Below are 24,714 nucleotides of genomic sequence, written 5' to 3'. Positions count from 1 at the left end.
GCTTTAGGGACGTCGTGTCCTGTTCATGCCATTACCGCGCCCGCCGGACGCCCGATCGCCCGTCCGGTCGCCCGCGCGGTCGCCTCGACGGGCACCGGCGGCACCCGTCTGGCCAAGTCGTGCCACCGGACGGGCCGCGCCCGGCCCCGAGGAGGCGGCCGCGGGCACCGACGAGGAGGATCCGGCCGCCTGCGCGGGCGCCGACGCCGCCGATGCGGACGCGGTCGCCGCGGCGGGGTCCGACTCGGGCGACGCCGGAGCGGGAACCGCTGGCAGGGCAGCCGCGCGGCCGCCCCGGCCGGCCGCGAGCGCCCCGCCGCGGACACCACCGAGAACCCCGCCGAGGGCGCCGTCGAGGCCGCCGTCGAGGCCGCCGTCCGGTCCGCCGTCCCAGCGGCCGGCGCCGGCGCCCCGGGGCAGGTATCCGGCGCGCGCGGCGGCGGCACCGAGTTGGAACCGGGTCAGCACGCCGAAGCGTTGGCACATCTCCGCCACGTCCCGTTTCACCGTCCGGTCGGAGACACCGAGCTCCCGGGCCGCACGGCTGTCGTCGAGCCCGCTGTCGAGCAGCTGGAGCAGGGCGCGCTGGCGGCGCACCGTCGCGGGCTCGTCGAGCTCGACCTCACCCGACCCGCGCCGCGCCGCCGCGTACTGGGTGCGGGTCACCATGTCCGCGATCGCCCGGACCAGAGTCGGGGCGACGACCGCGAACGCGCCGTCGTCGAGGTCGTCGTCACGCACCGGCACGAGCGCGGCGGAGCCGTCCCAGACGATCGCCCGCATCGGCAGTGCCGGCAGCACGTGGATCTGCCCGATCGGCGGCAGCCGCCGCCCCTGGTGCCGCCGGCGCGCCGCCGCGACCGCGCCCGCCGTCCACACGCTGACGACTCGCACGCCCCGGCTGGCGGCCGGTACCAGCAGGTCGGGGACGTCCCCACCGAGGCCGGGCGGCGGCGGCCCGGTCAGCAGGAACCGGACGGACTGGGTCGATCTGCGGGTCAGCTCCGCCATCCGGGGGAAGATCTCGTCGCGGGCGAGAAGCTGCACGCCCGCGTTGGTCCCCGCCCGGCGGCGGCCGGCGACGTAGTCGCCGAACAGGCCCGACCGGTAGAGCTGCGCCCGTTCGTCGGCCATCCGCGCCCGCTCGGCGACCAGCGCCGCCTCGCGCATGGCGTGGCGTGCCTGCAGGACGCGCACCGGGTCCTGCGGCTCCCACTGGTGGCCGACCCGGCGAACGAGACCCGCCTCCACCAGCCGGTCCATCTCGGCCTGGACAATGGGCTCGGGGCGGCGCAGCCACTCCGCGAGCAGGTCAACCCCGCAGTAGGGGTGGCGGGCCACCGTCCGCCACACCTCGTCGGAGAATTCGTCCAGACCCTCGAATCCGAGTTCGGACAGACGCACGCCCACCCCTCCCCGCGCAGCCGCCAGCCACAAGCGACGAACATTCCAGATACGTCCCGGAAACACTTCGCTGGATTCACGGGAAATCGCGGTGCGGGGCAGACCGAGAACCGCGCTGACGCGCCGATTACATCTGGTTACGGCAAGCTATACCACTTTGGGTGACTCTTCAACGGCTTTGCGCGAATTGCGGCAGGATCGACCGCGACACAACAACAGATACACAAAGATGATCGATTGTTTGACCTGTCATGTTCCTGCATGGTGCGCACGGACGATGAACCTGACCCCATCCGTAACATAGCGATAATTAAACCTATACACACCAACAGAAGCCCACCTGCGCTCCGGGCCGAGAGCGGCCGTCGTCGGCGCCTGGACCCGGCCCGTCCCACGCCACGGGCCCGGGGCGCACCGCTGAGGGCCGCCGCCAGGCGACCCGCTCCGGCCCCCGTCCACGCACAAAACCGTTACCCGCCCGTTACCCGGCCGGACGGCCCGCGATCGGCCGGGAATCGACGGCGCGGGCTGGCAGACGCCCATTCCACGCGTCCGCCCGGGGACGCCGGAGGCTGATTTGAAGATGACGTCGATGATGACTGTCGCCGGAATGATCAGTCCGACTGTGTCTGTTCCCTGTCCCGCCACGGCACCTTCGCGATGACGTAGGTCGGCCCGCCGGGTGGGCTGTCCACGATCAACGTGCCGTCGATGGCGTCCAGCCGCTCGGTGAGGCCCGCCAGGCCGCTGCCCCGGCCGAGGCTCGCGCCCCCGCGGCCGTCGTCGGTTATCCGCAGCAGCAGGTTGTCACCGACCCGGCGCAGGTCGACCAGCGCGTCCGACGCCTGGCTGTGCTTGCTGATGTTGGTGAGCAGCTCGGCGGCGGTGAAGTAGACGATGCCCTCGATCGCCGGCGCCGGCCGCTCGTCCAGCTCGACCGTCACCCGGACGGGAACCGTGCAGCGCATCCCCAGCGACGGGATCGCGCCCGGCAGGCCCCGGTCGGTGAGGATCGCGGGATGGATGCCGCGGGCCAGGTCGCGCAGCTCCCGCAGCGCCAGCTTGACCTCGCCGTGCGCCTCCTCGACCATCTTCGCCGCGGTGTCCGGGTCGTCGGCGAGCTTCTCCCGCGCCAGGCCCAGCCCCATCGCGAGCGCGACCAGCCGCGCCTGCGCGCCGTCATGCAGATCCCGCTCGATGCGCCGCAGGTCGGCCGCGGCCGTGTCGACGACGACGCCGCGGTCGGCCTCCAGCTCCCTGATCCGCCGCTCCATCCGGTCGGACGGCGAGAGCAGCGCCGAGATCATCGCCCGGTCGACGGCTGCCAGTGCCCGGGCCACGACCGGCAGCACCGGCCAGCCGACGAGCAGCAGCACCAGCGTCACGGTGAAGGTGACGATCACCCATGGAAGCCGGATCACGAAGTACAGGGCGTGCCGCCAGCCGACCGGGTCCGCCACCGCGGCCCACAGTCGGCCGAAGGCACCCGTGGACGCCGACCGCGGCCGCGACGCCGTCGGAATGTGCAGGCCGAGGATGGCCCGGGCCCGGGCCCGTTCGACGGTGCCGAGCGCCCGGGTCACCACCAGGCCGATGGTCAGCAGCGGCAGGCCGACGACCGTGACCGCCATCCCCACGCCGACCGAGAACCAGACGACCACGAAGACGAACCCGACGAGGCCCGTCGGCAGGTTCAGCAACAGGAAGAGGACCCGCCGCCAGGTCCGGTTGTCGAGGGCGAAGACCTGCTCGGGCCTGGCGTCCACCCCGGCGCCGGGCTGATCGGGAACGGGCTGGTCGGGAACGGGTTCTTTCCCGGCCGGCGGGGCCACGGGCTGCTCGGTCCGTTGGTCCGGGGTCGCGTCGACGGGGCCGGCCACTGCTGGGGCTCCTCCCGGGTGTGCGGCGGCTGCACGGGGCAGGCTCAACTCTCGCGCCACTCCGTCTGGACGACACAGCCTGGACGACGCACAAGGACACCGTACTCGTTCAACAGGACAAACAATAGCGAGGGTTTCTATCCGCTTTACGGCAGCACCGAACGAGACCACATCGTGTGACGCGGGGGCCGGCGCAAGAAAATTCCTCAACCCCCCGCCGCCACAGTCGCACGGCGTGTAAGAATAAGCGCCGAACAGGAAAGTAACGGGGCGCCCTCCCGCCCTGGTCCACTGAGGATTCAGCGAGATCGCAGCCGTCGCGTCTCGGCGGCCTGGCGGTTCCGGGAGGCATGGCTCCATGGGGGGAAATGATTTGGATCAGCAGAAACCCACGGGCGGCGATGTGTCGTGACGGTATCGCTCCGGCCCCGCCCACGGCCCACATCGGGCATACATCCGAGCTGCTCAGACAGCTTGCGGGGTGTCCCCTGGCCCAGCGCCGAGCGCGCTGCCGGGCCACAGTGAACCACTGCCACGCCGGCACATCCTGAGTCGCCGTACCGGGCGTTGTCCACTTTCGAAACGACCGCCGGCCGACCCGTCGATAGTTTTCTCCGGCCAGCGCTAAACCGCGCGAACCTGATTCCTCCAATCCGTTCCGGGGAATCAGTTGGACACCGCACCGGAATAGTTCCGTCGACATTTCTTGCGGCGCCGGCCGAATACACCGTCCAACGACCCGTGAGGGTGGCTGGCACCTGGGCGGCCGGCTGGTTGGCCGGGTCGTGATGCCTCGGCTGGATCCGTCCAATGGTCTCATCCGGGCCGGAGCGATCGGCTGACCCGGGTTCCGGGCTGACCCACCGACCGGCGCGCCACAGCGATCTCCCGCTGGAGCGCGGTGGCGGGGCTGGTCACGCCCGGTGCTCGTCATGCCCGGTGCTCGTCCTGCCCGTCGCGCCCTGAGCTGGGCACATCCCGGGTCAAGGAACACCTGGGTTCGGCGCGTCCCGAGTTCGACGTGCCTGGGCTCGGCCCGCCCCCGGGCCTGGTCCCGGGCGTGATCGCGCCGAGACGGCTGGCGTCCGGACAGGGCGCAGGAGAACCGGCCGCCGGTCGTCGACCGGCCGCCACCTCCCGTGCGGCGACGGCCGTCCCGCCGCCGCACGGACCCCATCTCGCACGGAGGAACCATGCACGTCCCCCTGACGTCCGGCGCGGCGCTCACCCGCGCGGGGCTCCCGCCCGCCCACCAGGCTCCCGGCGGGGCGGGCGGCGCGGCCCCGGTCGCCCGCGACGCCTCCCCGGACCACGCGACCGTGCTGCTCGATCTGCTCTCGGATCTGCTGACCAACCTCGTGGGCCTCGCCTTCGTGCTGTACATGACGGTCGGCCTGCTCGGGGTCCTGCTGGCACTGGCGCTGCGGGCCCGGCGCGGCGCGTCCCGGCCTGGTCCCGGAGCGGCGACGTGAACCTGCTCGACACCGACGGCCGCGACGCGCGCCTGCTCGCCGCAACCATGATCACCTTCGGGATGGTCTACCTGTTCGCGATGCTGGTGCTCTCCCGTGTCCACCGGCCCCGGACGGGCACGCCCCCCGACGGCATCTTCTTCGTCTTCGTGATGCCCTGCCTCAACGAGGAGGCGGTCATCGAGGCGAGCCTGCGCCGGCTCCTGCTCTCCCCCGCCACGAACCGCCGGGCCCTCGTCGTCGACGACGGCTCGGACGACCGGACCTCGCTGATCGTCCGCGGGGTGGCCGACGACCGGGTGTGGCTGCTGCGCCGCGAGCCACCGGACGCCCGACGGGGCAAGGGTGCCGCGCTGAACGCCGCCGTGGCCCATCTGGCGACCCGCCCGGAGATCGCCGCCTGCGACCCCGACGACGTGATCATCGCCGTGGTCGACGCGGACGGCCGTCTCGACCCGCACTCGGTGGAGGCGGTCGCCCCCTACTTCGCCGATCCCCGCACCGCCGGCGTGCAGACGGGCGTGCGCATCAACAACCGGCACACCAGCCTGCTCGCCCGGCTCCAGGACATGGAGTTCGTGATCTACACCGATGTCTTCCAGCGCGGACGCGGCCAACTGGACAATGTCGGCCTCGGTGGCAACGGCCAGTTCGTCCGGCTCTCGGCGCTGCGGTCCCTCGGCGGCGACCCGTGGTCGCACAGCCTGACCGAGGATCTCGATCTCGGTGTCCGGCTGCTGCTGACGGGCTGGCGCAACCAGTTCTGCCCGCAGGCGGACGTCCACCAGCAGGGGGTCGTCCGGCTGGGATGGCTGCTGCGGCAGCGGTCGCGCTGGTTCCAGGGCCACCTGCAGTCGTGGGCGCTGATGCCCCGCGTGCTGCGGCAGGCGCGGGCCCGGGCGCTGCCCGACATGCTGTTTCACCTCTCCAGCCCGCTGCTGATCCTCCTCGCGTCGCTGCTGACGGCCGCCTTCGTGCTCAGCACGGTGGGCGTGCTGACGAGCTGGCTCGCCGGCGGGCCGGCGCCGGACCCGCGCTACTTCCTCGGCGCCTACCTGATGGCGGCGGGACCGGCGCTGGTCTGCGCGCTGATCTACCGGTCACGCGAGCCGCTTGTTGGCTTCGGCGTGGTCCGCCTAGCCGGCTATGCACACCTCTACATGCTGTACGCGCTGGTGTGGTTCGTCGCCGGCTGGTGGGCGATGGGACGGGTGGTCAGCGGCCGGACGAGCTGGCACAAGACCGCCCGAACCCCGGAGAGCGCGCCACCCACGCCCCTCCAGCCGGTGTCCGCCGCTCCCGCCGCTCCCGAGGGACCGGACCGGTGAGCGCCAACCACGACCACACCGACCTCCACCACAGCCGCCACCTCGGCCAGGAGCGTGGCCGGCCCGGCGCCGGCCCGCCAGCCAGGTCCGCCGTCGGCTCGCCGCGCCCGCCGCGTCGGCGGGTCCGCCGCCGGTATCGGCTCGTCGTCCTCGCGCTGGTCAGCGCGGGCGGGATGGCCGCCCTCGCCGGGCTGTGGGCGGTCATCTCGCTCAGCACCGAGGACGGGCCGACCCGCTGGCGGGACGGGACCAGGCACGGCCCGTGGCTGGCGGTCTTCGACGGCTACGGCCGCACCACCGGGCAGCTCGAGGCCGGCGGCCTGGTGATCACACTCGCCCCCCGGACCGCCGACGCACCGGAGCGCACCCACGCCGGCCTGGTGGTCAGCTCGGAGCACTACGGCGACGTGCGGTTCACCACGCAGGTGCGCACCGTCCGCCAGCTGCGCCACGGCACCCCGGCCCCGTGGGAGGTCGGCTGGGTGCTCTGGAACTACACCGACCCGGCGCACTTCTACGCCTTCGCGCTGAAGCCCAACGGCTGGGAGCTCAGCAAGCAGGACCCCGCCTACCCCGGCGGCCAGCGGTTCCTGGCCAGCGGGCCGGCGCCGCGGGCCCGCCTCGGCAGCTGGCACACGGTGGAGGTGATCCACGACCGGGACTCGATGGCGGTGTCCGTGGACGGCGTCCCCACGGTGCGGATGCAGGACACCGAGCGCCCCTACGTCTCCGGTGCCGTCGGCCTGTACTGCGAGGACTCCGTCGTGGAGTTCCGCGGGTCCGGCGCCCGCCACCTGCGCCCGACCGACCAGCCGCCGTTCTGACCGGCCGCCGTTCCGGCTGGCGCCGACCGGCCGCCGTTCGGAGCGGCGGCCCCCGAGCACCCGCCTCTCGGCGCGGTGGAGTTCAGCCGTTCACAAACGATCAAGAATGGGAGGATTCGACATGACCGACAGCTCTGACGGTCGCACAGTGCTGCTCGTGTACGGCACCAGACCCGAGGCGATCAAGATGGCTCCGGTGGTCCATGAACTTGGACGGACCGGCCCGCTGCGGCCGGTCGTGGCCGTCACCGGCCAGCACCGGTCCATGCTCGACCAGGTCAACGACCTCTTCGGCATAGTTCCCGACTACGACCTCGGGATCCTCCGGGACCGGCAGTCGCTGGCCGGGGTGACCACCCGCTCGCTCGGCGGCCTGGAGTCGGTGATGGCCGAGGTGCGCCCGGACGTCGTGGTCGTCCAGGGCGACACGACGACGGCGTTCACCGGTGCCCTCGCCGCGTTCTACCAGGGCCTGCCCGTCGTCCACATGGAAGCCGGGCTGCGCACCGAGGACCCGGCCTCGCCGTTCCCGGAGGAGATCAACCGCCGGCTCACCTCGCAGCTCGCCGACCTGCACCTAACGCCCACGCCGTCGGCCCGGGCGAACCTGCTGGCGGAGGGTATCCGGCCGGAGTCCGTGCTGGTCACCGGCAACACCGTCATCGACGCGCTGCTGCACGTCACGGCGGCACCGCCCCCGCCGGACCGGCTGCTCGCCGAGGTCCGCCAGCGCTCGGGCGACGGCCGGCGGCAGGTGCTGCTCGTCACCGCGCACCGGCGCGAGTCGTGGGGGGAGCCGCTCGCGCGGGTCGGCGCGGCGCTCGCCCGGCTGGCCGAGCAGCGGCCCGAGCTGCTGATCGTGCTGCCCGTGCACCGCAACCCGGTGGTGCGGGAGACGGTCCTGCCGCCGGTGGAGGGGTTCCCCAACATCCTCGTCGCCGATCCCGTCGACTACGCCACCTTCGCGCACCTGATGAAGGCTGCGACGGTCGTCCTGACGGACAGTGGCGGTATCCAGGAGGAGGCGCCCAGCCTGGGCAAGCCGGTTCTGGTGCTGCGGGACAACACCGAGCGGCCCGAGGGGGTGCAGGCCGGCACCGCCTGCCTGGTCGGCACCGAGTCGAACCGGATCGTCGCGGCCGTCGACCGGCTCCTCGACGATCCCGTCGCCTACGCGGCGATGGCGGAGGCGATCAACCCCTACGGCGACGGGCAGGCGGCGCGCCGCACCGTCGCCGCGATCGCGCACCGCTTCAGTGACGCGCCCGCCCCGGACTCCTTCGTCCCGCGCCCGCGCACGATCACCATTCCCGTCCAGCCGGCCGCCCCGGGGCAGGAGCTGACCGGCTCCGCCGCCGGCCGACGAGAGGAGTCCGGAACATGACCCCGCCGCTCAGGTGGCTCCCGCGCCGGCGCACGAGCCGTCCCGACGGCACCGGCCGGGGTGTCCGCCGGGGCATCAGACGCGGTGGCCGCGCGGCGACGACCGCCGGGCTGCTCGCGGTCGTGCTCGGTGCCGGTGCCGCGGCACCCGTGGCCGCGGCACCGGACGCGCCCAAACACCCGCCGCGGCACGCCCGCGCGGCCACCCCGCAGGTGCTGCCCGCCGAGGGGCGCTTCGCCTCACCGCCGGCTCCACCGGCGCCGCCGCGCACCCCGCCGCCGCGGCGGGCCGCGCGGCCCGTCCCGGGCACGAACCAGCGCCCACCCGCGGCACCGGACGGTGCCACCGGGCCCGGGGCCGCGCCGGCGCCGTCCGGCCAGGCGACCGGGACGGGCACCCTGATCCTGTACGACACCACCGGCGCGTGGGGGTGGCTGGGCGAGCAGTACGCCATGCAGGCGGCCAACCTGGCCTCCCGGTTCGGCACCTGGCAGGCCCGTCCGGTCAGCTCGTACACCGCGGGCCAGATGTCCGCGTACGCCGCGGTGGTGTACGTCGGGTCGACCTACGACGAGCAGGTCCCGACGGCGTTCCTCACCGACGTGCTGGCGGGCAGCCGGCCCGTGGTGTGGATGTACAACAACATCTGGCAGCTCACGTCGCAGGCGCCGACCTTCCCGACGACGTACGGGTGGAACTGGTCCGGCTTCGACACGTCGGCGATCGGGACCGTCAGCTACAAAGGGACCGACCTGACCCGGTACGCGGCGAACGCCGCCGGGATCATGAACTACGCCTCCGTGGACACCACCAGGGCCACGGTGCTCGCCGAGGCGGTGCGCGGTGACGGCACCCGCTTCCCCTGGGCGCTGCGGTCCGGGAACCTGACCTACATCGGCGAGATCCCGTTCGCCTACGCCGACATGACCGACCGCTACCTCGCGGTGGCCGACATGCTCTTCGACGTCCTCGCGCCGCAGACCGCCGCCCGGCACCGCGGGCTCGTCCGCGTCGAAGACGTCGGGCCGGACGCCGACCCCGCGGAGCTGCACGCGATCGCCGACTACCTGTCCTCCGCGCAGGTACCGTTCTCGGTCGCCGTCTACCCGCGGTATGTGGACGCGAACGGCACGTACAACAACGGCGTACCGCAGGACTACACCCTCGCGTCCAGACCGGCGGTGGTCAGCGCGCTGAAGTACATGACCCAGCGCGGCGGCACACTGATCATGCACGGCTGGACACACCAGTTCTCGAACGTCGCCAACCCGTACTCGGGCGCGAGCGCGGACGACTTCGAGTTCTTCCGGGCGCATGTCGACGCCCAGGACTACGTGGTCTACGACGGACCCGTGCCCGGCGACAGCCAGACGTGGGCGACCGACCGGATGAACGGCTCGGCCGCCGCGTTCACCGCCGCCGGGCTGCCGGTGCCGACGACCTTCGAGTTCCCGCACTACGCCGCGTCCGCCCCCGACTACGCCGCGGCCCGGGCGGAGTTCCCGCGCCGCTACGACCGCGGGCTCTACTTCCGCAACCAGCTCGCCGGCGGCGCGGTGGACCACACGAAGTACGGCGGCCAGTTCTTCCCGTACCCGGTGACGGACGTCCACGGGTCCTTCGTCATTCCGGAGAACATCGGGAACATCGAGCCCGAGCCGTTCAACAACCACCCGGCGCGGCTGCCCGCGGAGCTGATCGACGCGGCCCGGCGCAATCTGGTCGTCCGGGACGGTTTCGCCAGCATATTCTACCATCCGTATCTGGGCGTTGACTACCTGCGCCAGACCGTGGAGGGCGTGCGCGCCCTCGGATACACCTTCGTCGCGGCCGGCTCCGTCGTCGCGGGCGGGTAGATCTGACGGGCGCGGGAGCCCAGGTGGACTCCCGCGCCCGTCTCTTTCACGGATCTGTTTCCGGCTTTCCCCGGACCCGCGTTTTCGCCCTGTGGTGCGCCTGTTCCCGTGGATTTCGTTCGCACGGTTCTCCGGGAGTGCTACCGCGAGGCCCGGCCGGTGATGGCGACGCGTGCGCCGAGGCCGGTCAGGTAAAGCGGGCTGCGGTCGGTGAATCCGGCGACGTCCTCCTCGCCGATGTAGAGATCGAGGTGGCGCTGCCCGCCAAGCCCCGGCGTGAACTCGTCCCGGACCTCCCACGTCCCGCGCCGCAGCGCCGCGCACGCGTTCGGGTCGATCTCGGAGCCGTCCTCCTCGTGCCCGCAGTCCTCGACCACGAAGGTCGTGCCGGCCGGCAGGGTGGAGGAGTCGGCCGCGGCGCTGCGGAACGGGACCAGCGCCCGCCCGGCGGTGTCGACCGGGACATCGTCGATCCAGAAGCCGGAATCGTACGACCAGTTCAGCGCCGAGCCCCGCCGCGGGCCGCTGGTGATCCGCCCCGTTCCCTCCTCGCGCACCACCTGGACGAATCCGGCCGGGAACGTCCCGAGGAAATCGTTACCAAAGACGCAGTCGAGCTGGGGGCAGCCCCGCACCGTCAGAGGTGGGCCGTCATGGAAACGCTCCACGGCCGTGTAGTAGACGGTGATCTCCCAGTCGCCTTCGGGCCCGCTCGGGGGCTGGCCACCCGCCGACGGCGCACAGGCGCCCATTCCGATCAGCAGGGTTCCGGCGATTCCGGACATGGCGGAAACCGCCGCACGCCGATTCAGCCACCGGACCTTGTTCACGATGCCCACGACACGACACTGTCCCGGTTTCCCCAACGGCGGGCAACGATCTCTATCGAAAAAAGCTCCGGGCCACCGCGGAAGACCACACTGTATTTACGCCGGGGCCGGATTCAGGACGCGCACGCGGACACCAGCGGCCCGTGACTCGCCGGGACGTACCGGGACGCACCGGCCGTGCGCGGGCAGCGGCAACGGCCCCGGCGGGCCCAGGAACTCGCCCTGCCCCTGGTCCACACCGGCGGCGGTCAGCACGCGCAGCTCGTCCGCCCTCTGGATGCCCTCCGCCACGAGACACGCCCCGATCTGCCGGGAGAAGTGCACGAGCGCCTCGACGAGCGCGCGCCGCGCCGCGTCGGCACCGACGTCCGTCGTCAGCCAGCGGTTCATCTTCACGACGTCCGGCAGGATCTGCACCAGCCGGCGCAGGCTCGCGTAGGCGACGCCGACGTTGTCCACCGCGATCCGCACCCCCATGTCCCGCAGCTCGTAGAGGCGGGCGAGCGTGCCGGGCAGGTCGTGGATGCCGTCCCGTTCGGTGATCTCGACGATCAGCTGGTCGGCCGCCGTGACCGCGAGCAGCTCCCCGAGGCGTCCGGACGCGATGGTCGCCGGGGACGCGTTCACCGCGAGCGACAGCCCGCGCGGGAACCTGGGCAGCTCCGCGACCGCGGCCCGGATCGCCGCCAGCTCCAGATCGATTCCCATCCCGACCGACGCGGCGTGCGCGAACCAGCGGTCCGGCGGAAGATCACCGAAGTACGGGCCGGCGGCGCTGCGGTCGTCGGCCTCCTCACCGGCCGCCCCGCCAGCCTGGTCACCGGTCTCCTCACCGAGGTCCCCGGCCGGCTCCCCCGGCGGCGCGGGGAAGGTGGGGAAGCGGGCCAGCGCCTCGGCGCCCACGAGGCCGTGCGTCGGCAGGTCGAACACCGGCTGGAAGACCATCACCGGCCCGCCGCGGGCGATGACCTGCGCGATCACGCTCCGGATGTGGTCGTCGTCCGCCCCGCCGCGGTGCAGGGCGGACACCGCGTCCGCCACGACGTCGGCGAGCAGGCCCAGGAAGCGGGCCTCGCGGTCACCCAGGCCCGGGTCCGGCTCGGTGCTCAGCGCGCACAGCATGCCGTAGAACTCGCCGCTGTCGAGGTACACAGGCGCGCCCACGTACGAGCCGATGCCCAGCTCGCGGGTGACGGCCAGGGCGGCGGTGCGCTGATCCGCCCGGGCGTCGGGAATGACGGCGGGCAGCCGCCCGTCCAGCACCCGGGCACAGTAGGTCGCCTCCTGCTCGACATGCCTGCCGACCAGGCGCTCGACCAGCTCACCCTCCCCGGAGATCAGGTCGATGACCTGTTCGTCCCCGGTGAACCGCGACAGCCAGGCGACGTCCGTCCCGAGGTGGCGGCGGGCCAGGTCCAACACCCGGGCCACCTCGTCGGTGCGCTCGCGCACCCGCCCGCCGACGCGACGGTCCCGGCCACGCCGGCCGTCACGGCCGTCACGGCCGGCAGGTGGGTCCTGCGACCCAGCCCTGCTAGCGAAAACACTCACCAGTCCACCTCCACGGGTGTGTCCCAGGCGTCCAGCCCGGCCCGTGTGGACGTCCGCGGCGGTAGGCTTTCGCGCCATCGCCGGACTTCCGTCACCCCGTACCGTTTCCCGCGGCCCGGTGTCCCGCGACCCGATGTCCCGCAGCACGGTGTCCCGCGGCGCGGTCGCGGGCGGGAAGGCCGGCTGGCTCCGCCGGCTGACGCGTCAGTGCTGGCGGCACCGCGCGGCGCTGATCACCACCTGGGTCTGTGCGGTGACCGGGATGACCATCAACGCGCTCACCCCGCTGCTACCCAGGGTGATCATCGATGATGTGATCATCGCGCGGTCCCGGCCGATGCTGCCCTGGGCCGGGCTGATGCTGCTGGCCGGGATCGCCGCCTACCTCCTCCTCATGGTGCGCCGGCGCTGCGGAGCCCGCATGACGCAGGAGGTCACGCACGACCTGCGGACGGCGATGTTCACCTCGCTCACCCGCCTGGACGGCGCCGGCCAGGACTCCCTGGAGATCGGCCAGGTGATCGGCCGCAACACCTCGGATCTGACCCGGGTCCAGAACCTGCTCACCCGTACCCCCACGGCACTCGGCGGCCTTGTGGCGCTGGCCGTCTCGCTCGGGGCGATGGTGGTCCTCTCCCCGCGGCTCACCGCCGTCGCGCTGGTGACCCTGCCGGTGCTCGGCGCGCTCTCCCTGACCAGTCGCGTGACGCTGTTCCCCGCCTCCTGGTACGCGCAGCAGCAGGAGGCGGCGGTCGCCGGGGTGGTGGCGGCGACGGTGTTCGGCGTGCGGGTCGTCAAGGGCTTCGGGCAGGAGGAACGCGAGCTGAACCGGCTGGAGGCGGTGGCCGCCAGGCTGTTCGCCCACCAGCTGCGCGTGGTGCGCATCGACAGCCGCTTCGCGCCGTCGATCCGGGCCGTGCCGTCGCTGGGGCAGATCGCGATGCTCGCCTTCGGCGGCGCGCTCGCCGTGCACGGCCAGCTCTCGCTCGGCACCTTCATCGCGTTCGCCACCTACCTGACCAGGATCAACCAGCCGATCCGCAACCTGGTCGCGCTGGTGACCCTGGCCCAGCAGGCGCGGGCCAGCGCCGAGCGGATCTTCGAGGTCATCGACACCGGCCCCACCGTCGTCCAGCGCCCGGACGCGGCCGACCTTGACGTCGCCGAGAACAGCGACGTCGCCGAAGACCCCGCGGACGGGCCGGCGAAGGTGCGGCCTGCCCAGGCCCGGCCGGTGCCGGGTGCCGCGGCCGTCGAGTTCGACGACGTCTCGTTCGGTTACCAGGACGGCCGGCCGGTCCTGGACGGCTTCCGGCTGGCGGTGGCGCCCGGCGAGACGGTCGCGCTCGTCGGCCGCTCCGGCTCCGGCAAGTCCACCGTCGCGGCGCTGCTCAGCCGCTTCTACGACCCGTCCGCGGGCGTCGTGCGGGTGTACGGGCACGACGTGCGCGATCTGACGCTGACGAGCCTGCGCGGGCTGATCGGCGTCGTCGGCGACGACGGCCTGCTGTTCTCGACCAGCCTGTGGGAGAACATCGCCTACGGGTGCCGGGACGCCCCGACCGCGACGGTGCTCGCGGCGGCGCGCGCGTCGCGGGTCGACGAGTTCGCCACCGACCTGCCCGAGGGCTACCGGACCAGGGTCGGCGAACGCGGCCTGACGCTCTCCGGGGGCCAGCGCCAGCGCGTCGCGATCGCCCGGGCGATCGTCGCCGACACTCCCGTCCTCGTGCTGGACGACGCGACGTCCGCGATCGACGCGGAGGTCGAGGCGGAGATCCACCGGGAGCTGCGGACGGTCACCTCGACCCGGACGACACTGCTGATCGCCCACCGCCGGGCGACGCTGCGCCTGGCCGACCGGATCGGGGTCGTCGAGCAGGGCCGGATCCTCGACATCGGCACCCACGACGAGCTGATCGCGCGCTGCGCCGCCTACCGCGACCTGATCACCCCGGACGACCCGGCCGACCAGGACGATCCGGGCGACCAGGGCGATCCGGGTGACCAGGGCGATCCGGGTGACTTCGCAGCCCCGCGGCCCCGCGAGCCCACGGAAGCGACCACACCCACCGAGACCCCGGTGCCGGACATCCAGGCCGCCGCCGTTCCCGAACTGGAAGGACTGCCGGCGGCGCTGCGGCGCCGGGTGCTGGCGCTGCCGCCCGCCCTGGACACCCCGGACCTGGACCAGGAGGTCGTCCGCGCCCGCGACCCCCGCTTCGGGCTCGCCGCCATCGGCCGGCTGCTGTGGGCCTCGCTCACCATCGCCTGGCTGCTGCTCGTCATCGACAGCCTCACCACGCTGGCGCTGCCCATCCTGATCCGGCACGGCATCGACGAGGGCGTGACGGCCCGCTCGCTGCCGGTGGTACTCGGCACCGCCGGGGTCGGCGTCGCCGTCATCGCCGTCTCGTGGAGCGCGCACACCGCCCAGATCCGGGTGGTCGGCCGTCTCGGCGCACGGGTCGGCTACCTGCTGCGGGTGAAGCTGTTCGCGCACCTGCAACGCCTCGGCCTCGACTTCTACGAACGCGAGGCCAGTGGACGGGTGATGACCCGCCTCACCTCGGACGTCGACCAGATCGCCGACTTCATGCGGAGCGACGCCGCGTCATCCGCCGTCTCCGTTCTGACGGCGCTGGGCATCGCGATCGCCCTGGTCGTCATCGACCCCGGCCTCGCACTGGCCGTGTTCGCGCTGGTCCCGCCACTCGTCATCGGCACGGTGTTCTTCCGCGGACGGGCCGCGCGGGCGCACGCCGACGCCCGCGAGAGCCTGGCCGAGCTCACCGCCGAGCTACAGGAGAACGTCACCGCGATGCGGGTCGTCCAGGCGTTCCGCCGCGAGCCCGACACCCTCGACCGTTACCGCGACCGCAGCGCCACCTACCGCGACCAGCGGTTACGCGCCGTCCGGTACCTCGCCTACTACTTCCCCTACATCCAGTTGCTGTCGACGGCAGCGAGCGTGGCGGTGCTGCTCGTCGGCTCCGGGCGGGTACACGCCGGGACGCTGACCATCGGCGCGCTCGCCGCCTACCTGCTCTACATCGAGCTGTTCTTCGCGCCGATCCAGGATCTCGCCGAGGTGTTCGACGAGTACCAGGCGGTCATGGTGGCGCTGGGGCACGCCCGGGAGCTGATGGCCGTCCAACCCGTGCCGGCGGACACCCCGCACGCGCGGCCGGTCGAGCGGCTGCGCGGCGAGATCAGCCTCACCGGCGCCGGCTTCACCTACCCGGGCTCCGCCACGGCCGCGCTGCGGGAGGTGAACGTCACCATCCCCGCCGGCCAGACGGTGGCGCTGGTGGGCCGGACGGGCTCGGGCAAGTCGACCCTCACCAAGATCATAGCTCGCTACTACGACCTCACCGAGGGCACGCTGCGCGTCGACGGCGTCGACGTCCGCGGGTACGCGTTGGCCGACTACCGGCGGCGGCTGGGCCCGGTGCCCCAGGAGGCCCACCTGTTCGCGGGCACGGTCCGCGACGCGATCGCCTATGGACGTCCCGACGCACCGGACGAGCAGGTCAGAGCGGCCGCGCGCACCGCGGGGGCCGAGGAGATGATCGCCGGGCTGCCCGGCGGCTACGGCTACCGGGTGCGCGACCAGGGCCGCAACCTCTCCGCCGGCCAGCGCCAGCTCCTCGCCCTCGCCCGCGCCCACCTCGTCGGGCCGGACATTCTCCTGCTCGACGAGGCCACAGCGGCCCTCGACCTCGCCTCCGAGGCCGCGGTCGCCCGCGCCGCGGCCGAGGTCGGGCGCTCGCGCACCACGGTGGTGGTCGCGCACCGGCTGACCACCGCCGCGCGCGCCGACCGCGTGCTGGTGCTGGACGGCGGCCGTCTCGTCGAGGACGGCACGCACGGCGCGCTGATGGCGGCCGGCGGCCACTACGCCCGCCTGTGGGCGGCCTACGCGCACGAGCACCGCCTGGACGTCTCGTAGGAGGCCGGGCCCCGTCCCGGGACTGTGAGCACCGCGCCGCCCTGCCGCCACCACCCTTCCGAGGAGAAGAGCCAGGACCCTCCCCGATGCGCTAGACCCGCGTCGACTCAGGGGGAGCCGACGGGTAACCGAGCGCCCGCGCGCCTTCTGGACCGTCAGGGATGCCCTGGTACCACAGCCGGCAGATCTGCGCCCACTGGCGGCGTTCCGCGCCGAATGACGTCGCTCTGGTCCAGCCGACCGCGTCGATCACAAGACCGCGGTGCAGGTCGAACGCCGATCTCACGAGCTCGGCGTACGGCGCCGCGCTTCTGAGCAGGCCCCGATGCGCGGCCCAGCTCACGGCGGACCCGAGCGCCAGGCAGAGCAGCGGCGCGTGCCACGGCAGGGTCAGCGCCGCGACGGCCGTGCCGCTGACCGTGAAGAGCAACGCGAGGGTCAGCGACGCGACCGCGCCGTCGACGCGTGTCTTGGACACGGCCAGCTCGGTCCTGAAGTCAGGCGGCAGCACCGCGTACAGGCGTGGCCAGACGACCGCCGAATCAATGCGGTATCGCTGGAAGGCGTGGGTCTCCGAGCTTCGCATCATGTTACCGAGAGCGGACGGCATTACCCACTGGGCCAGGGGCGGGTAACGCGAGTACCGAAGCGGCGATCCTGCGGGCAGCCTGTCGAATATCCGGAGGTGACGGGTCCGTTGGCGCTCCCCGATTACACGCAACGGCCCACGCAGGGCGTAACCCTGGTACATCCGCAGCAGGCCGTGTATCTGGCCGGCCAGAGCCATCGCCCCGGTGACCAACGCGGCGACGGTGACGGTGACGAGCGCGGTCTTCTCCGTACCGGAACGGGCGTACCACCAGGTCGCGGTGTCCGTCCAGCCGATCGCGGAGATGACGAGGAACCCGTTGGCCGCAAGGAAAACGAGCACCTGCAGGAGAGCGCTGCGGACGAACCGCGGGTCCAGCAGGGTCGCGATCTGGTCGAATAACGAAGTCATTGCCGTCCTAGTCCCAGCTCACCGCAAGAACATGACCGGAGACGCAGTAGGTGATCGTCTCGACGAAGATGGTGACATGGTTGACCACACCGCAGACCGCGCAGGTCAGGGCCGTCGACACCGCCTCGGCCAGCGGGTCGCCGACCAGACGTCCGTCCACTGCCGGCGCGGTGAACACCGGACCCGGGACCTGGGTTCCGGTCCACTCGCCCGCGGGAGCGCCTTGAACCGGGACGGACCACTCCGAAGGCGAAGGGATTCTGCGCCCGGATAGATCACTCGTCCATGAATCGCCCAGTTCCGGGACGATGCCGGAGGTCGGGGAAACCCTGAGGCCCGACGTGGGGGGAGCCGGTTCCACATGGTGATGTACATGCTCCAGCAACAGGGCAAGTACGGTGGACATGTCAGGGCGGCGAGCGGGCTCGGCCGCCAGCGTCCGGCCGACCAGGACCCTGAGGTCGTCCGGGAGACTGGCCGGCGTATTCTCCGGTGCCGGGTCCTCGAATGTGTAGTCGCCCGTCGCCGCGAAGACGACAACCGCTCCCCAGCCGAAGACATCGACCGCCTTTGAAACCGTTCCCGACGCCGCACGCTCGGGAGCCATGAATCCCCGGGTTCCCGAACGAAATCCCTCAATGATTCCCGCCGGGGGAATGATCTGGGCCGTCCCGAAGTCGACGAGCTTCGGACCGACTCTCGACATTATGATGTTCGAGGGCGTGACGTCGAGGTGAGCGAAGCCGGCTGCATGGACCGATTCGAGCGCCATGGCCAAAACAGTCGCGACCTGTGCGACGTCCGCCGTCGGGAGCGCCCCGGATTCGGCCACCAGCTCACGCAGAGTGCGACCCGGGATGTACTCGTAGGCGATCCACCACCGGCCCGGGCCCAGCTCCGCGTCCAGTACCACCGCTGTACAGGTCGTCGGGACGCGGCGCGCGATCACGAGCTCGCTCTCGAAGTTCGACCGGAGCATCACCGGGTCGTCCGAATCATTCTTGAGGACCTTCACCGCGGCTCGCTGACCGTCCGGCCGCTGTCCAAGAAAGACGACGGAGGACCCGCCCTCACCGAGCCTGCCGAGAAGCAAATACGGCCCGATCCTCGTGGGATCAGACGGCAGCAGTTCCAGTTCCGGGGTCGCGGTCATCGGCTTCCCGCCCCCAAACGGCCAGCTCATCTATGCCGCCGACCCGGCGTGGCACCGGCACCACGAAAGTGTAGCGATCTGCGCTGCTCTCCCACCAGCCTGCCTTGCCACTCCCCGCTTCCCCTGCCACCGCGGCAGACATTCCCATCGAGGCATGACGAAGCGGATCTCGAGGGTGCCGGCGAACGGCCACACCGGTGGACCCTCCCTGATGCGGCGCTAGCTGTGGGAGGCGAGGAACTCCCAGATGACCCGGGTCGCGTCGGGGGCGTCCGGAGCGTCGTCGGCGCGTGGGCGGATCTTCGTTCCACCCGGCCAGGCGTGCCCGCCCCCGCCGACGCTGTAGAGGACGACGTCGGCGCCCCGGGCGCATCCTGAGTAGGTCGTGCGGATCACGGTGCCGTCCGGGACGGCCGACGGCTCCGGCACCCAGGGCCCTCCGGGCCCGACGGTTCCGCCCGGGACGGGGCCGCCGGGCCCGTCGACCCCCTCGGCCTCGGGCGTTGCTCCGCACGCGTTGTGCTCGGCCCAGAACTGGATGGCGTAGGCGACGGACTGGTCCGCCCGGTCGTTCTCGGTGCCGACCCCGCGCCCCGTGGACCGCCCGCCCGCGTAGGGGACGTTGTCATCGGCGGTGCCGTGGATGGCCAGTACAGCCACGGGCCGCGTGGGCTGGCAGCCGTCCACGTTCATGGCCCCGGCCACCGGGGCGATGATCGCGACCCGCGCCGAGAGCTCGCAGCCGATCCGGTAGCTCATCATGGCTCCGTTGGAGAGCCCGGTGACACCGACCCGATCCAGGTCGACGGGATACCGCTCGGCGAGGTCGTCGAGCAGCGCGCCGATGAAGGCCACGTCGTCGATGTCGTTGTCACGGGCGAATCCACAGCAGTTGCCGGCGTTCCAGGTGAGCAGGCGACCACCCGCGCGGGCCGTTCCGTCGGGGTAGACGGCGAGGAAGCCGGCCTCGTCGGCGAGCTCGCTGAACCCGGTCTGCCGCTCGGTGAGCTCCCCGTTGCCTCCGCCCCCGTGCAGGACGATCATCACCGGCAGGTCGACGCCCCCCGCCGCCGGGGCGTGCGCACGGTAGGAGCGCTCACGCCCGTCCACGGTCAGGGAGCGCACGACGGTGCCGGCCGCCGCGGCCCCCGCTGCCGACGGGGCCGCCGGGCTGCCCGGGATCACCGGCCCGCCGCGCTGGCAGCCGCCGGCCAGCAGCACGGCAACGAGGCCGAACCCGACAACCGCGAACGATCTGACGCGCATGTCACCTCCCGGACCCCAACCGGCCGGCACGGCCGCCGGCCGCCGACTGGGCGGACGGTAGCCGGCCGAGATCTGAGGGAGGTGTGAATCCGCGGGTCAGACGGCGGCGGCCACCCGGCGGCGGCGGGCGATCTCGGAGAGGGCGATGCCGGTCGCGACCCCGGCGTTCAGGGACTCGACCTGGCCCGCCATCGGGATGCGCACCCGCAGGTCGCAGCACTCGCCGACAAGCCGGGACAGGCCCTTGCCCTCCGAGCCGATCACCAGCACCAGCGGGTCGGTGGCCACCTGCAGCTCGTCCAGGGAGACCTCGCCGTCCGCCGCGAGGCCCACGACGAACAGGCCCGACTCGGCGAACGAGCGCAGGGTTCGGGTGAGGTTCACCGCGCGCGCGACCGGCAGCCGCGCGGCGGCACCCGCGGACGTCTTCCACGCGGCGGCCGTCACCCCGGCGGCGCGCCGCTCCGGCACGACGACGCCGCTCGCGCCGAACGCCGCCGCCGAGCGGACGACCGCGCCGAGGTTACGCGGATCGGTGACCCCGTCGAGGGCGACGACCAGCCCGGGCGCCGCGGCCCGCGCGGCGGCGAGCACGTCGTCGGGGTGGGCGTACTCGAACGGCGGGACGGACAGCGCGAGGCCCTGGTGGGGCGCGGTGCCGCACAGGCGGTCGAGCTCGAACCGGCCGATGTCGACCACGGCCAGCCCGGCCCGGCCGGCGAGGCGCCGGGCGTCGGCGATCCGCTCGTCGAAGTCCAGGCCGCCGGCGATGTACAGGGTGGTGGCGGGCACGCCGGCCCGCAGGGCCTCGACGACCGCGTTGCGCCCGACCACGAGCTCGTCGGTCTCGACCCGCCGCGAGCCGTACGCCCCGGGCGCCCCCGCCCCGCCGTGACCGCCATGCGCCCCGTTACCGCCGTGACCGCTGTGACCACCTGAGCGCCCGGCACCGGCGGCGCCGGCCGATCCGCCGGTGCCCCGCTCGGCCCGGGGGCGGTCGCGCTCGTCGGCCGCCTGGCCGCCCGGGCGCTTCGCGGCCGCCCGCGTGCCGGCGGCGCTCACGGCCGCGCGCCGCTGCGCCGGATGGCCTGGACGCATCTCGGCCGGCGGCGTCGCGCCCTTGCCCTGCAGCGCCTTGCGGCGCTGGCCGCCGCTGCCGACCGCCGCGCCCTTGCGGTGGGAGCCAGCCTTCGCGGCCCGGCCTCCCTGACCGCCGCGGGCGATTCCTCGGCCGCCTCGACCCTGGCCACCGGCCATAACAGTCCACCTCGTCACTAGCCCGTCGGGTCGTGAACCCGCCCGGCGAGCCCACGGTCGTCCGACCGGGTCAGCTGGCCGTCGGCGGCCACGCCGCGACGCCGGTCGTCCATCAACGGTATCCGTAATGGGCACATCACACGGCGGGCGCCGCCGCCAGGCGAAGACGGCAGGCGAAGACGGCAGGGCACCGGCCGACGAGCAGACGAGAAGTCCGGCCACGGAGCAGGCGACCGAACGGGCCACAGCGACGACCACAGACCGCACCAGTTCAGCGAGACGGTCCGCGAGCCGGCTGCAGGCTACCTATCCTCGGTAGCAGGGACGTCCCCCGGCCGCGGGGCCCCGTCCACACTCGGGGCCGGCCGCTCCGGCGGTGCCGTCGGGCGGGCCACACCGCCCGGTGGAGGTGGCCGCGCGTATGGACAGGAGGCGCATGTACAGCGGGCGGATGAACAGCGTCTCCCGGCCCGGTCGCGGGCGGTGAGCCGGTGCCCTCTCCCGGCACAGACGATCTCGACGCCGCCCTGCGGGCGCTCGAGGAGACCGTCGCGGCCCAGGCGGGCGTCCTACTCGACCTGGAGAACAGCCCCGAACGTGCGCTGCTCGACCCGGCGCCGCTGAGTGGCGTCACCCGGGCCGAGGCACTCGCCGTGATCGCCGTCCTGGCGGACGTCTGGCGGGCCTACGCGGCCCTGCGCGACGTCACCGAAGCCGCGCGGAGCCTGCGCGGCCGGCGCTCCCGGGTGGACGCGAGGACCCTGACGGAGCTCACCGCGCTGCTGTACGGCCCCTCGGTGCCGGACATCCTCCCGCAGACGAAGATCCTTCCGGCGCCGGAGATCGGCCCGGTGGCACAGATCCGCCGGGTGGCGCAGATCCGTCCGGTGGCGCAGATCCGCCCGATCGCGGAGATCGGCCCGGTGCCGGCGCGCCACCGGCCGGAGCGTGCGGGACAGGTCCACCCGGAACAGGCGCGTCCGGAGCAGGCGCGTTCCGGGCAGGTGCGCCCGGCCGAGCTGGCACGCCGGGTGGACGCGGCCGTCGCCGCGGTGCGGGGGCGGATGCGGCTGATCCTCGGCGTGCGCAACGCGCTGCTGGCCGAGATCGCCGCCGGCAGCCGGGCCGTCGCCGAGACGAGCGTGCTCGCGGCCCGGCTCGGTCTCGCGCCCGGTGACGCCGGGCTGGTCGCGGCCCGGCGACTGCTGGCGGAGCTCTCCGCCGCGGCGCGCTCCGATCCCCTGGGGGTCCCTCCGGGGCTGCGCGCCCGTACCGAGGCCGCGGTCGCCGCGGCCACGCGCTCGACTGGTGATCTCGCCCGACGCCATGACGGTCTCGACGCCGACCTGGCCGCGGCGGGCGCACTGCTCGCCGAGATCACCCGACTGGACGACACCGCCCGCCGCGACGCCGGGCTCGCTACCGGCCGCATCCGCGGGCTGGGGCCGCTGTACCGCCTGGCGGACAACTGGCGGGACGACCAGCAGCATGGCCTGGCGCCCTGGCTCATCCGGCTGCGCGCGCAGGCGGCCGCGGGCCGTTGGAAGGAGTCGAGCCGGGGGCTGGCCCGCTGGCTGGAGGTGGCCGAGGCGACCCACCTCGCCGCCCAGCGGATCGCCGGCGCGAACGGCGCCGCGCTGCGCCGGCGGGAGGAGCTGCGCGGCCTGCTCGGCGCCTGGGAGGCCAAGGCGGCCCGGCTGGGCCTCACCGCGGATCCGAGACTGCTCCCGCTCGCCCGCGCCGCCCGCCGCGAGCTGTACTCGGCGCCGACCGATGTCGAGCGCGCCGCCGGCCTCGTCAACGACTTCGGCGCCGCCCTCGCCGCCCGGGACGGCTCGCCCGCGCGACCGGCACCGCCGCGGCGACCCGCGCAGCGGGACCGATCCGGTACGCGCACCCACCCGATCCCGCCCCCGCAGACCGCTCCGCACCCGCGACCGGCACCGGCACCGGCACCGGCCGCCTCGACCACGCGGCCCATCCAGGCCACGCCCTCCGCTCCGCCCGCGCCTCCCGCTGAGCTTGCGCGCCTCGCCCAGCCCACGCCTCCTGGTCAGTCCCCGTCCCCCGTTCAGTCCGCGCCCTCCGCACGGCCCAGGCATCCCACCCAGCCCACGTGGCCGGCACGGCGCACCCGGGCCAGGCGGCCCGCGGGGAGCGCCGGGGGCGGGAAGCCGGCCGGGATCGGGAGCTCCACCCGTCCCGAGGCGGTGACGTGACCCGCGGGCATTCGGTTCGCGGGCGCGACCGGGGCACACCGCGTGAGCCGGCCGCACGCTGCCCCGTCTGCGCCGGGCCGATCGGCCGCGGGCGGCTCGGGCTGCCCGCCCGGGACCGCGGCTTCTGCCCGCGCTGCCGGACCCCCTACTCCTTCGCGCCCCCGCTGCGCGCCGGGGATGTCGCCGGCGGCTACGAGATCGTCGAGTGCCTGGCCGAAGGCGGCCCCGGGCCCGCCGGTTGGGTCTTCTCAGCGGTCGACCTGCGCGGCGTGGCGGGCGCCGCCGAGACCACCGGCACGGGCGACCCGACAGGCCCAGGTAGCCCAGGTAGCCCAGGCTCCGGCGGTGGCGTCCCGGGGCGGCTGGTGGTACTCAAGAGCGTGCGCCGCGGTGGGATGCGCCCGCCCGCGCGGCTGGGCCTGCGCCCGGGCCGCCGGCTGCCGCCCGACCCGCCGCTGCGACATCCGGCGATCGTCGAGACGCTGGGCGAGGTCCGCCACGACGGCGTCGTCTACGCGGTGATGGAGCTGGTGAGCGGCCCGTCCCTGGCGGATCTGCTCCGGTCCCGGCGGGCGGCGCGCGGCGGGGCGCCGGCGCCGCTACCCGTTCCGGAGGCGGTCGCCGGGGTGCGTCGGCTGCTGTCCGCGCTGGAGTACGTCCACGACCGCGGGTACGTCTTCTGCGACCTGGCACCGGGAAACGTGGTGTGGGACGGCGACCGGGTGACGCTTATCGATCTTCAGGCGATCCGTGAACCCGGGCGGCGCGGCGGCACCTTCCATGTGACGGCCGGTTTCGACGCCCCCGAGCTGACGGCGAGCCCCCCGTCGGTGGGTTCCGACCTCTACGCTCTCGGCAGGCTGTTGGCAACCGCGGTACTCGACTTCCCGAACAGAGCGTCAACCTACCGATACACCCTTCCCGCCCAGGAGGTCGACCAGGTGCTGGCTCGGCACGAACCGCTGCGCCGGTTCCTCCTTCGTGCCACCGCCGCCGATCCGGCGGACCGGTTCGCCAGAGCCGCCGACATGGCCCGCGAGCTCGCCGGAATCGCGGTGGACGGCGCCGCCGCGCCGGCCGTGGAAGCCACCGCGGAGGCGAGAAACAGAGCGCCCACTAGGGAAAAGGTGGGAGAGGTGGCAGAGGTTACGGAGAGCGCCCGTGGCGAGGGCGTACTGGAGACAGAGCTCCGACCGATCCCAGGAGCACGGGCGAGCGCTGGCACCGAAGGGGGCACCGAGATCACGGGCGTCGACGCATCTGGCGGATCATGCCACTATTCATTTCGGCGTACTTGGATTTGAGCAGGTCGACGTGATATATCCGGTCCCCACAGGA

General features: G+C 73.2%; 16 protein-coding genes. 8 read left to right on the top strand and 8 right to left on the bottom strand.

From position 1 onward, the window contains the following. Positions 1–3: 3 nt before the first annotated feature. Both E0504_RS32655 and E0504_RS32650 read right to left on the bottom strand, forming a co-directional pair. Positions 4–1,404, bottom strand: a complete 1,401-nt coding sequence (locus tag E0504_RS32655) for a LuxR family transcriptional regulator (protein ID WP_131626501.1) — start codon at positions 1,402–1,404, stop codon at positions 4–6. Between the two features lie 614 nt (positions 1,405–2,018). Next, positions 2,019–3,284 carry a sensor domain-containing protein gene (locus tag E0504_RS32650; protein ID WP_112108099.1) on the bottom strand — a complete coding sequence of 422 codons (1,266 nt, stop codon included), beginning with the start codon at positions 3,282–3,284 and terminating at the stop codon, positions 2,019–2,021. A gap of 1,193 nt (positions 3,285–4,477) precedes the next feature. Between E0504_RS32650 and E0504_RS32645 the strand changes: the two genes are divergently transcribed. From E0504_RS32645 to E0504_RS32625, 5 genes are all read left to right on the top strand, one after another. Next, a complete protein-coding gene (locus tag E0504_RS32645) occupies positions 4,478–4,756 on the top strand; it encodes a hypothetical protein (RefSeq protein WP_071065807.1) in 279 nt (92 codons plus the stop codon). Beyond that, entirely contained in the window at positions 4,753–6,084 is a 1,332-nt protein-coding gene (locus E0504_RS32640) for a glycosyltransferase family 2 protein (RefSeq protein WP_131626500.1), read from the top strand. The genes E0504_RS32645 and E0504_RS32640 overlap by 4 nt, the downstream gene beginning before the upstream one ends. Further along, complete coding sequence (locus E0504_RS32635) at positions 6,081–6,908, top strand: family 16 glycoside hydrolase (RefSeq protein WP_112108101.1); 828 nt, start codon at positions 6,081–6,083, stop codon at positions 6,906–6,908. The genes E0504_RS32640 and E0504_RS32635 overlap by 4 nt, the downstream gene beginning before the upstream one ends. Positions 6,909–7,029: 121 nt before the next feature. After that, a complete protein-coding gene (gene wecB / locus E0504_RS32630; protein WP_112108102.1) occupies positions 7,030–8,292 on the top strand; it encodes a non-hydrolyzing UDP-N-acetylglucosamine 2-epimerase in 1,263 nt (420 codons plus the stop codon). Then, positions 8,289–10,148: a DUF2334 domain-containing protein gene (locus E0504_RS32625; RefSeq protein WP_243657722.1), complete on the top strand. Its 1,860-nt coding sequence runs from the start codon at positions 8,289–8,291 to the stop codon at positions 10,146–10,148. Before wecB ends, E0504_RS32625 begins: the two co-directional genes overlap by 4 nt. A 140-nt stretch (positions 10,149–10,288) precedes the next feature. Here E0504_RS32625 and E0504_RS32620 read toward each other — a convergent pair whose 3' ends face one another. Continuing rightward, positions 10,289–10,933, bottom strand: coding sequence for a hypothetical protein (locus E0504_RS32620; RefSeq protein ID WP_235014477.1), 645 nt, complete (start codon positions 10,931–10,933; stop codon positions 10,289–10,291). A gap of 141 nt (positions 10,934–11,074) precedes the next feature. Continuing rightward, complete coding sequence (locus E0504_RS32615) at positions 11,075–12,529, bottom strand: EAL domain-containing protein (protein WP_235014479.1); 1,455 nt, start codon at positions 12,527–12,529, stop codon at positions 11,075–11,077. A gap of 133 nt (positions 12,530–12,662) precedes the next feature. Here E0504_RS32615 and E0504_RS32610 point away from each other — a divergent pair, with 133 nt between their 5' ends. Further along, positions 12,663–16,481, top strand: coding sequence for an ABC transporter ATP-binding protein (locus tag E0504_RS32610; RefSeq protein ID WP_131626499.1), 3,819 nt, complete (start codon positions 12,663–12,665; stop codon positions 16,479–16,481). Between the two features lie 91 nt (positions 16,482–16,572). Here E0504_RS32610 and E0504_RS32605 read toward each other — a convergent pair whose 3' ends face one another. The 4 genes from E0504_RS32605 to rlmB form a co-directional block, all read right to left on the bottom strand. Further along, positions 16,573–17,481 carry a hypothetical protein gene (locus E0504_RS32605; protein WP_112108104.1) on the bottom strand — a complete coding sequence of 303 codons (909 nt, stop codon included), beginning with the start codon at positions 17,479–17,481 and terminating at the stop codon, positions 16,573–16,575. 7 nt (positions 17,482–17,488) lie between these two features. Then, a complete protein-coding gene (locus E0504_RS32600; RefSeq protein ID WP_165938680.1) occupies positions 17,489–18,634 on the bottom strand; it encodes a serine/threonine-protein kinase in 1,146 nt (381 codons plus the stop codon). A gap of 219 nt (positions 18,635–18,853) precedes the next feature. After that, positions 18,854–19,900 (bottom strand): PHB depolymerase family esterase, encoded by a 1,047-nt coding sequence (locus tag E0504_RS32595; protein WP_131626497.1) that lies wholly within the window; start codon positions 19,898–19,900, stop codon positions 18,854–18,856. A gap of 96 nt (positions 19,901–19,996) precedes the next feature. Further along, complete coding sequence (rlmB, locus tag E0504_RS32590) at positions 19,997–21,157, bottom strand: 23S rRNA (guanosine(2251)-2'-O)-methyltransferase RlmB (RefSeq protein WP_071065802.1); 1,161 nt, start codon at positions 21,155–21,157, stop codon at positions 19,997–19,999. Between the two features lie 491 nt (positions 21,158–21,648). Between rlmB and E0504_RS32585 the strand changes: the two genes are divergently transcribed. Continuing rightward, positions 21,649–23,376, top strand: coding sequence for a hypothetical protein (locus tag E0504_RS32585; RefSeq protein WP_131626496.1), 1,728 nt, complete (start codon positions 21,649–21,651; stop codon positions 23,374–23,376). After that, positions 23,373–24,680 carry a serine/threonine protein kinase gene (locus tag E0504_RS32580; RefSeq protein ID WP_131626495.1) on the top strand — a complete coding sequence of 436 codons (1,308 nt, stop codon included), beginning with the start codon at positions 23,373–23,375 and terminating at the stop codon, positions 24,678–24,680. The genes E0504_RS32585 and E0504_RS32580 overlap by 4 nt, the downstream gene beginning before the upstream one ends. The last annotated feature ends 34 nt before the right edge of the window (positions 24,681–24,714 follow it).

This window comes from Parafrankia sp. BMG5.11, from assembly GCF_004337455.1.
This window is presented reverse-complemented; position numbering and strand designations above follow the sequence as displayed.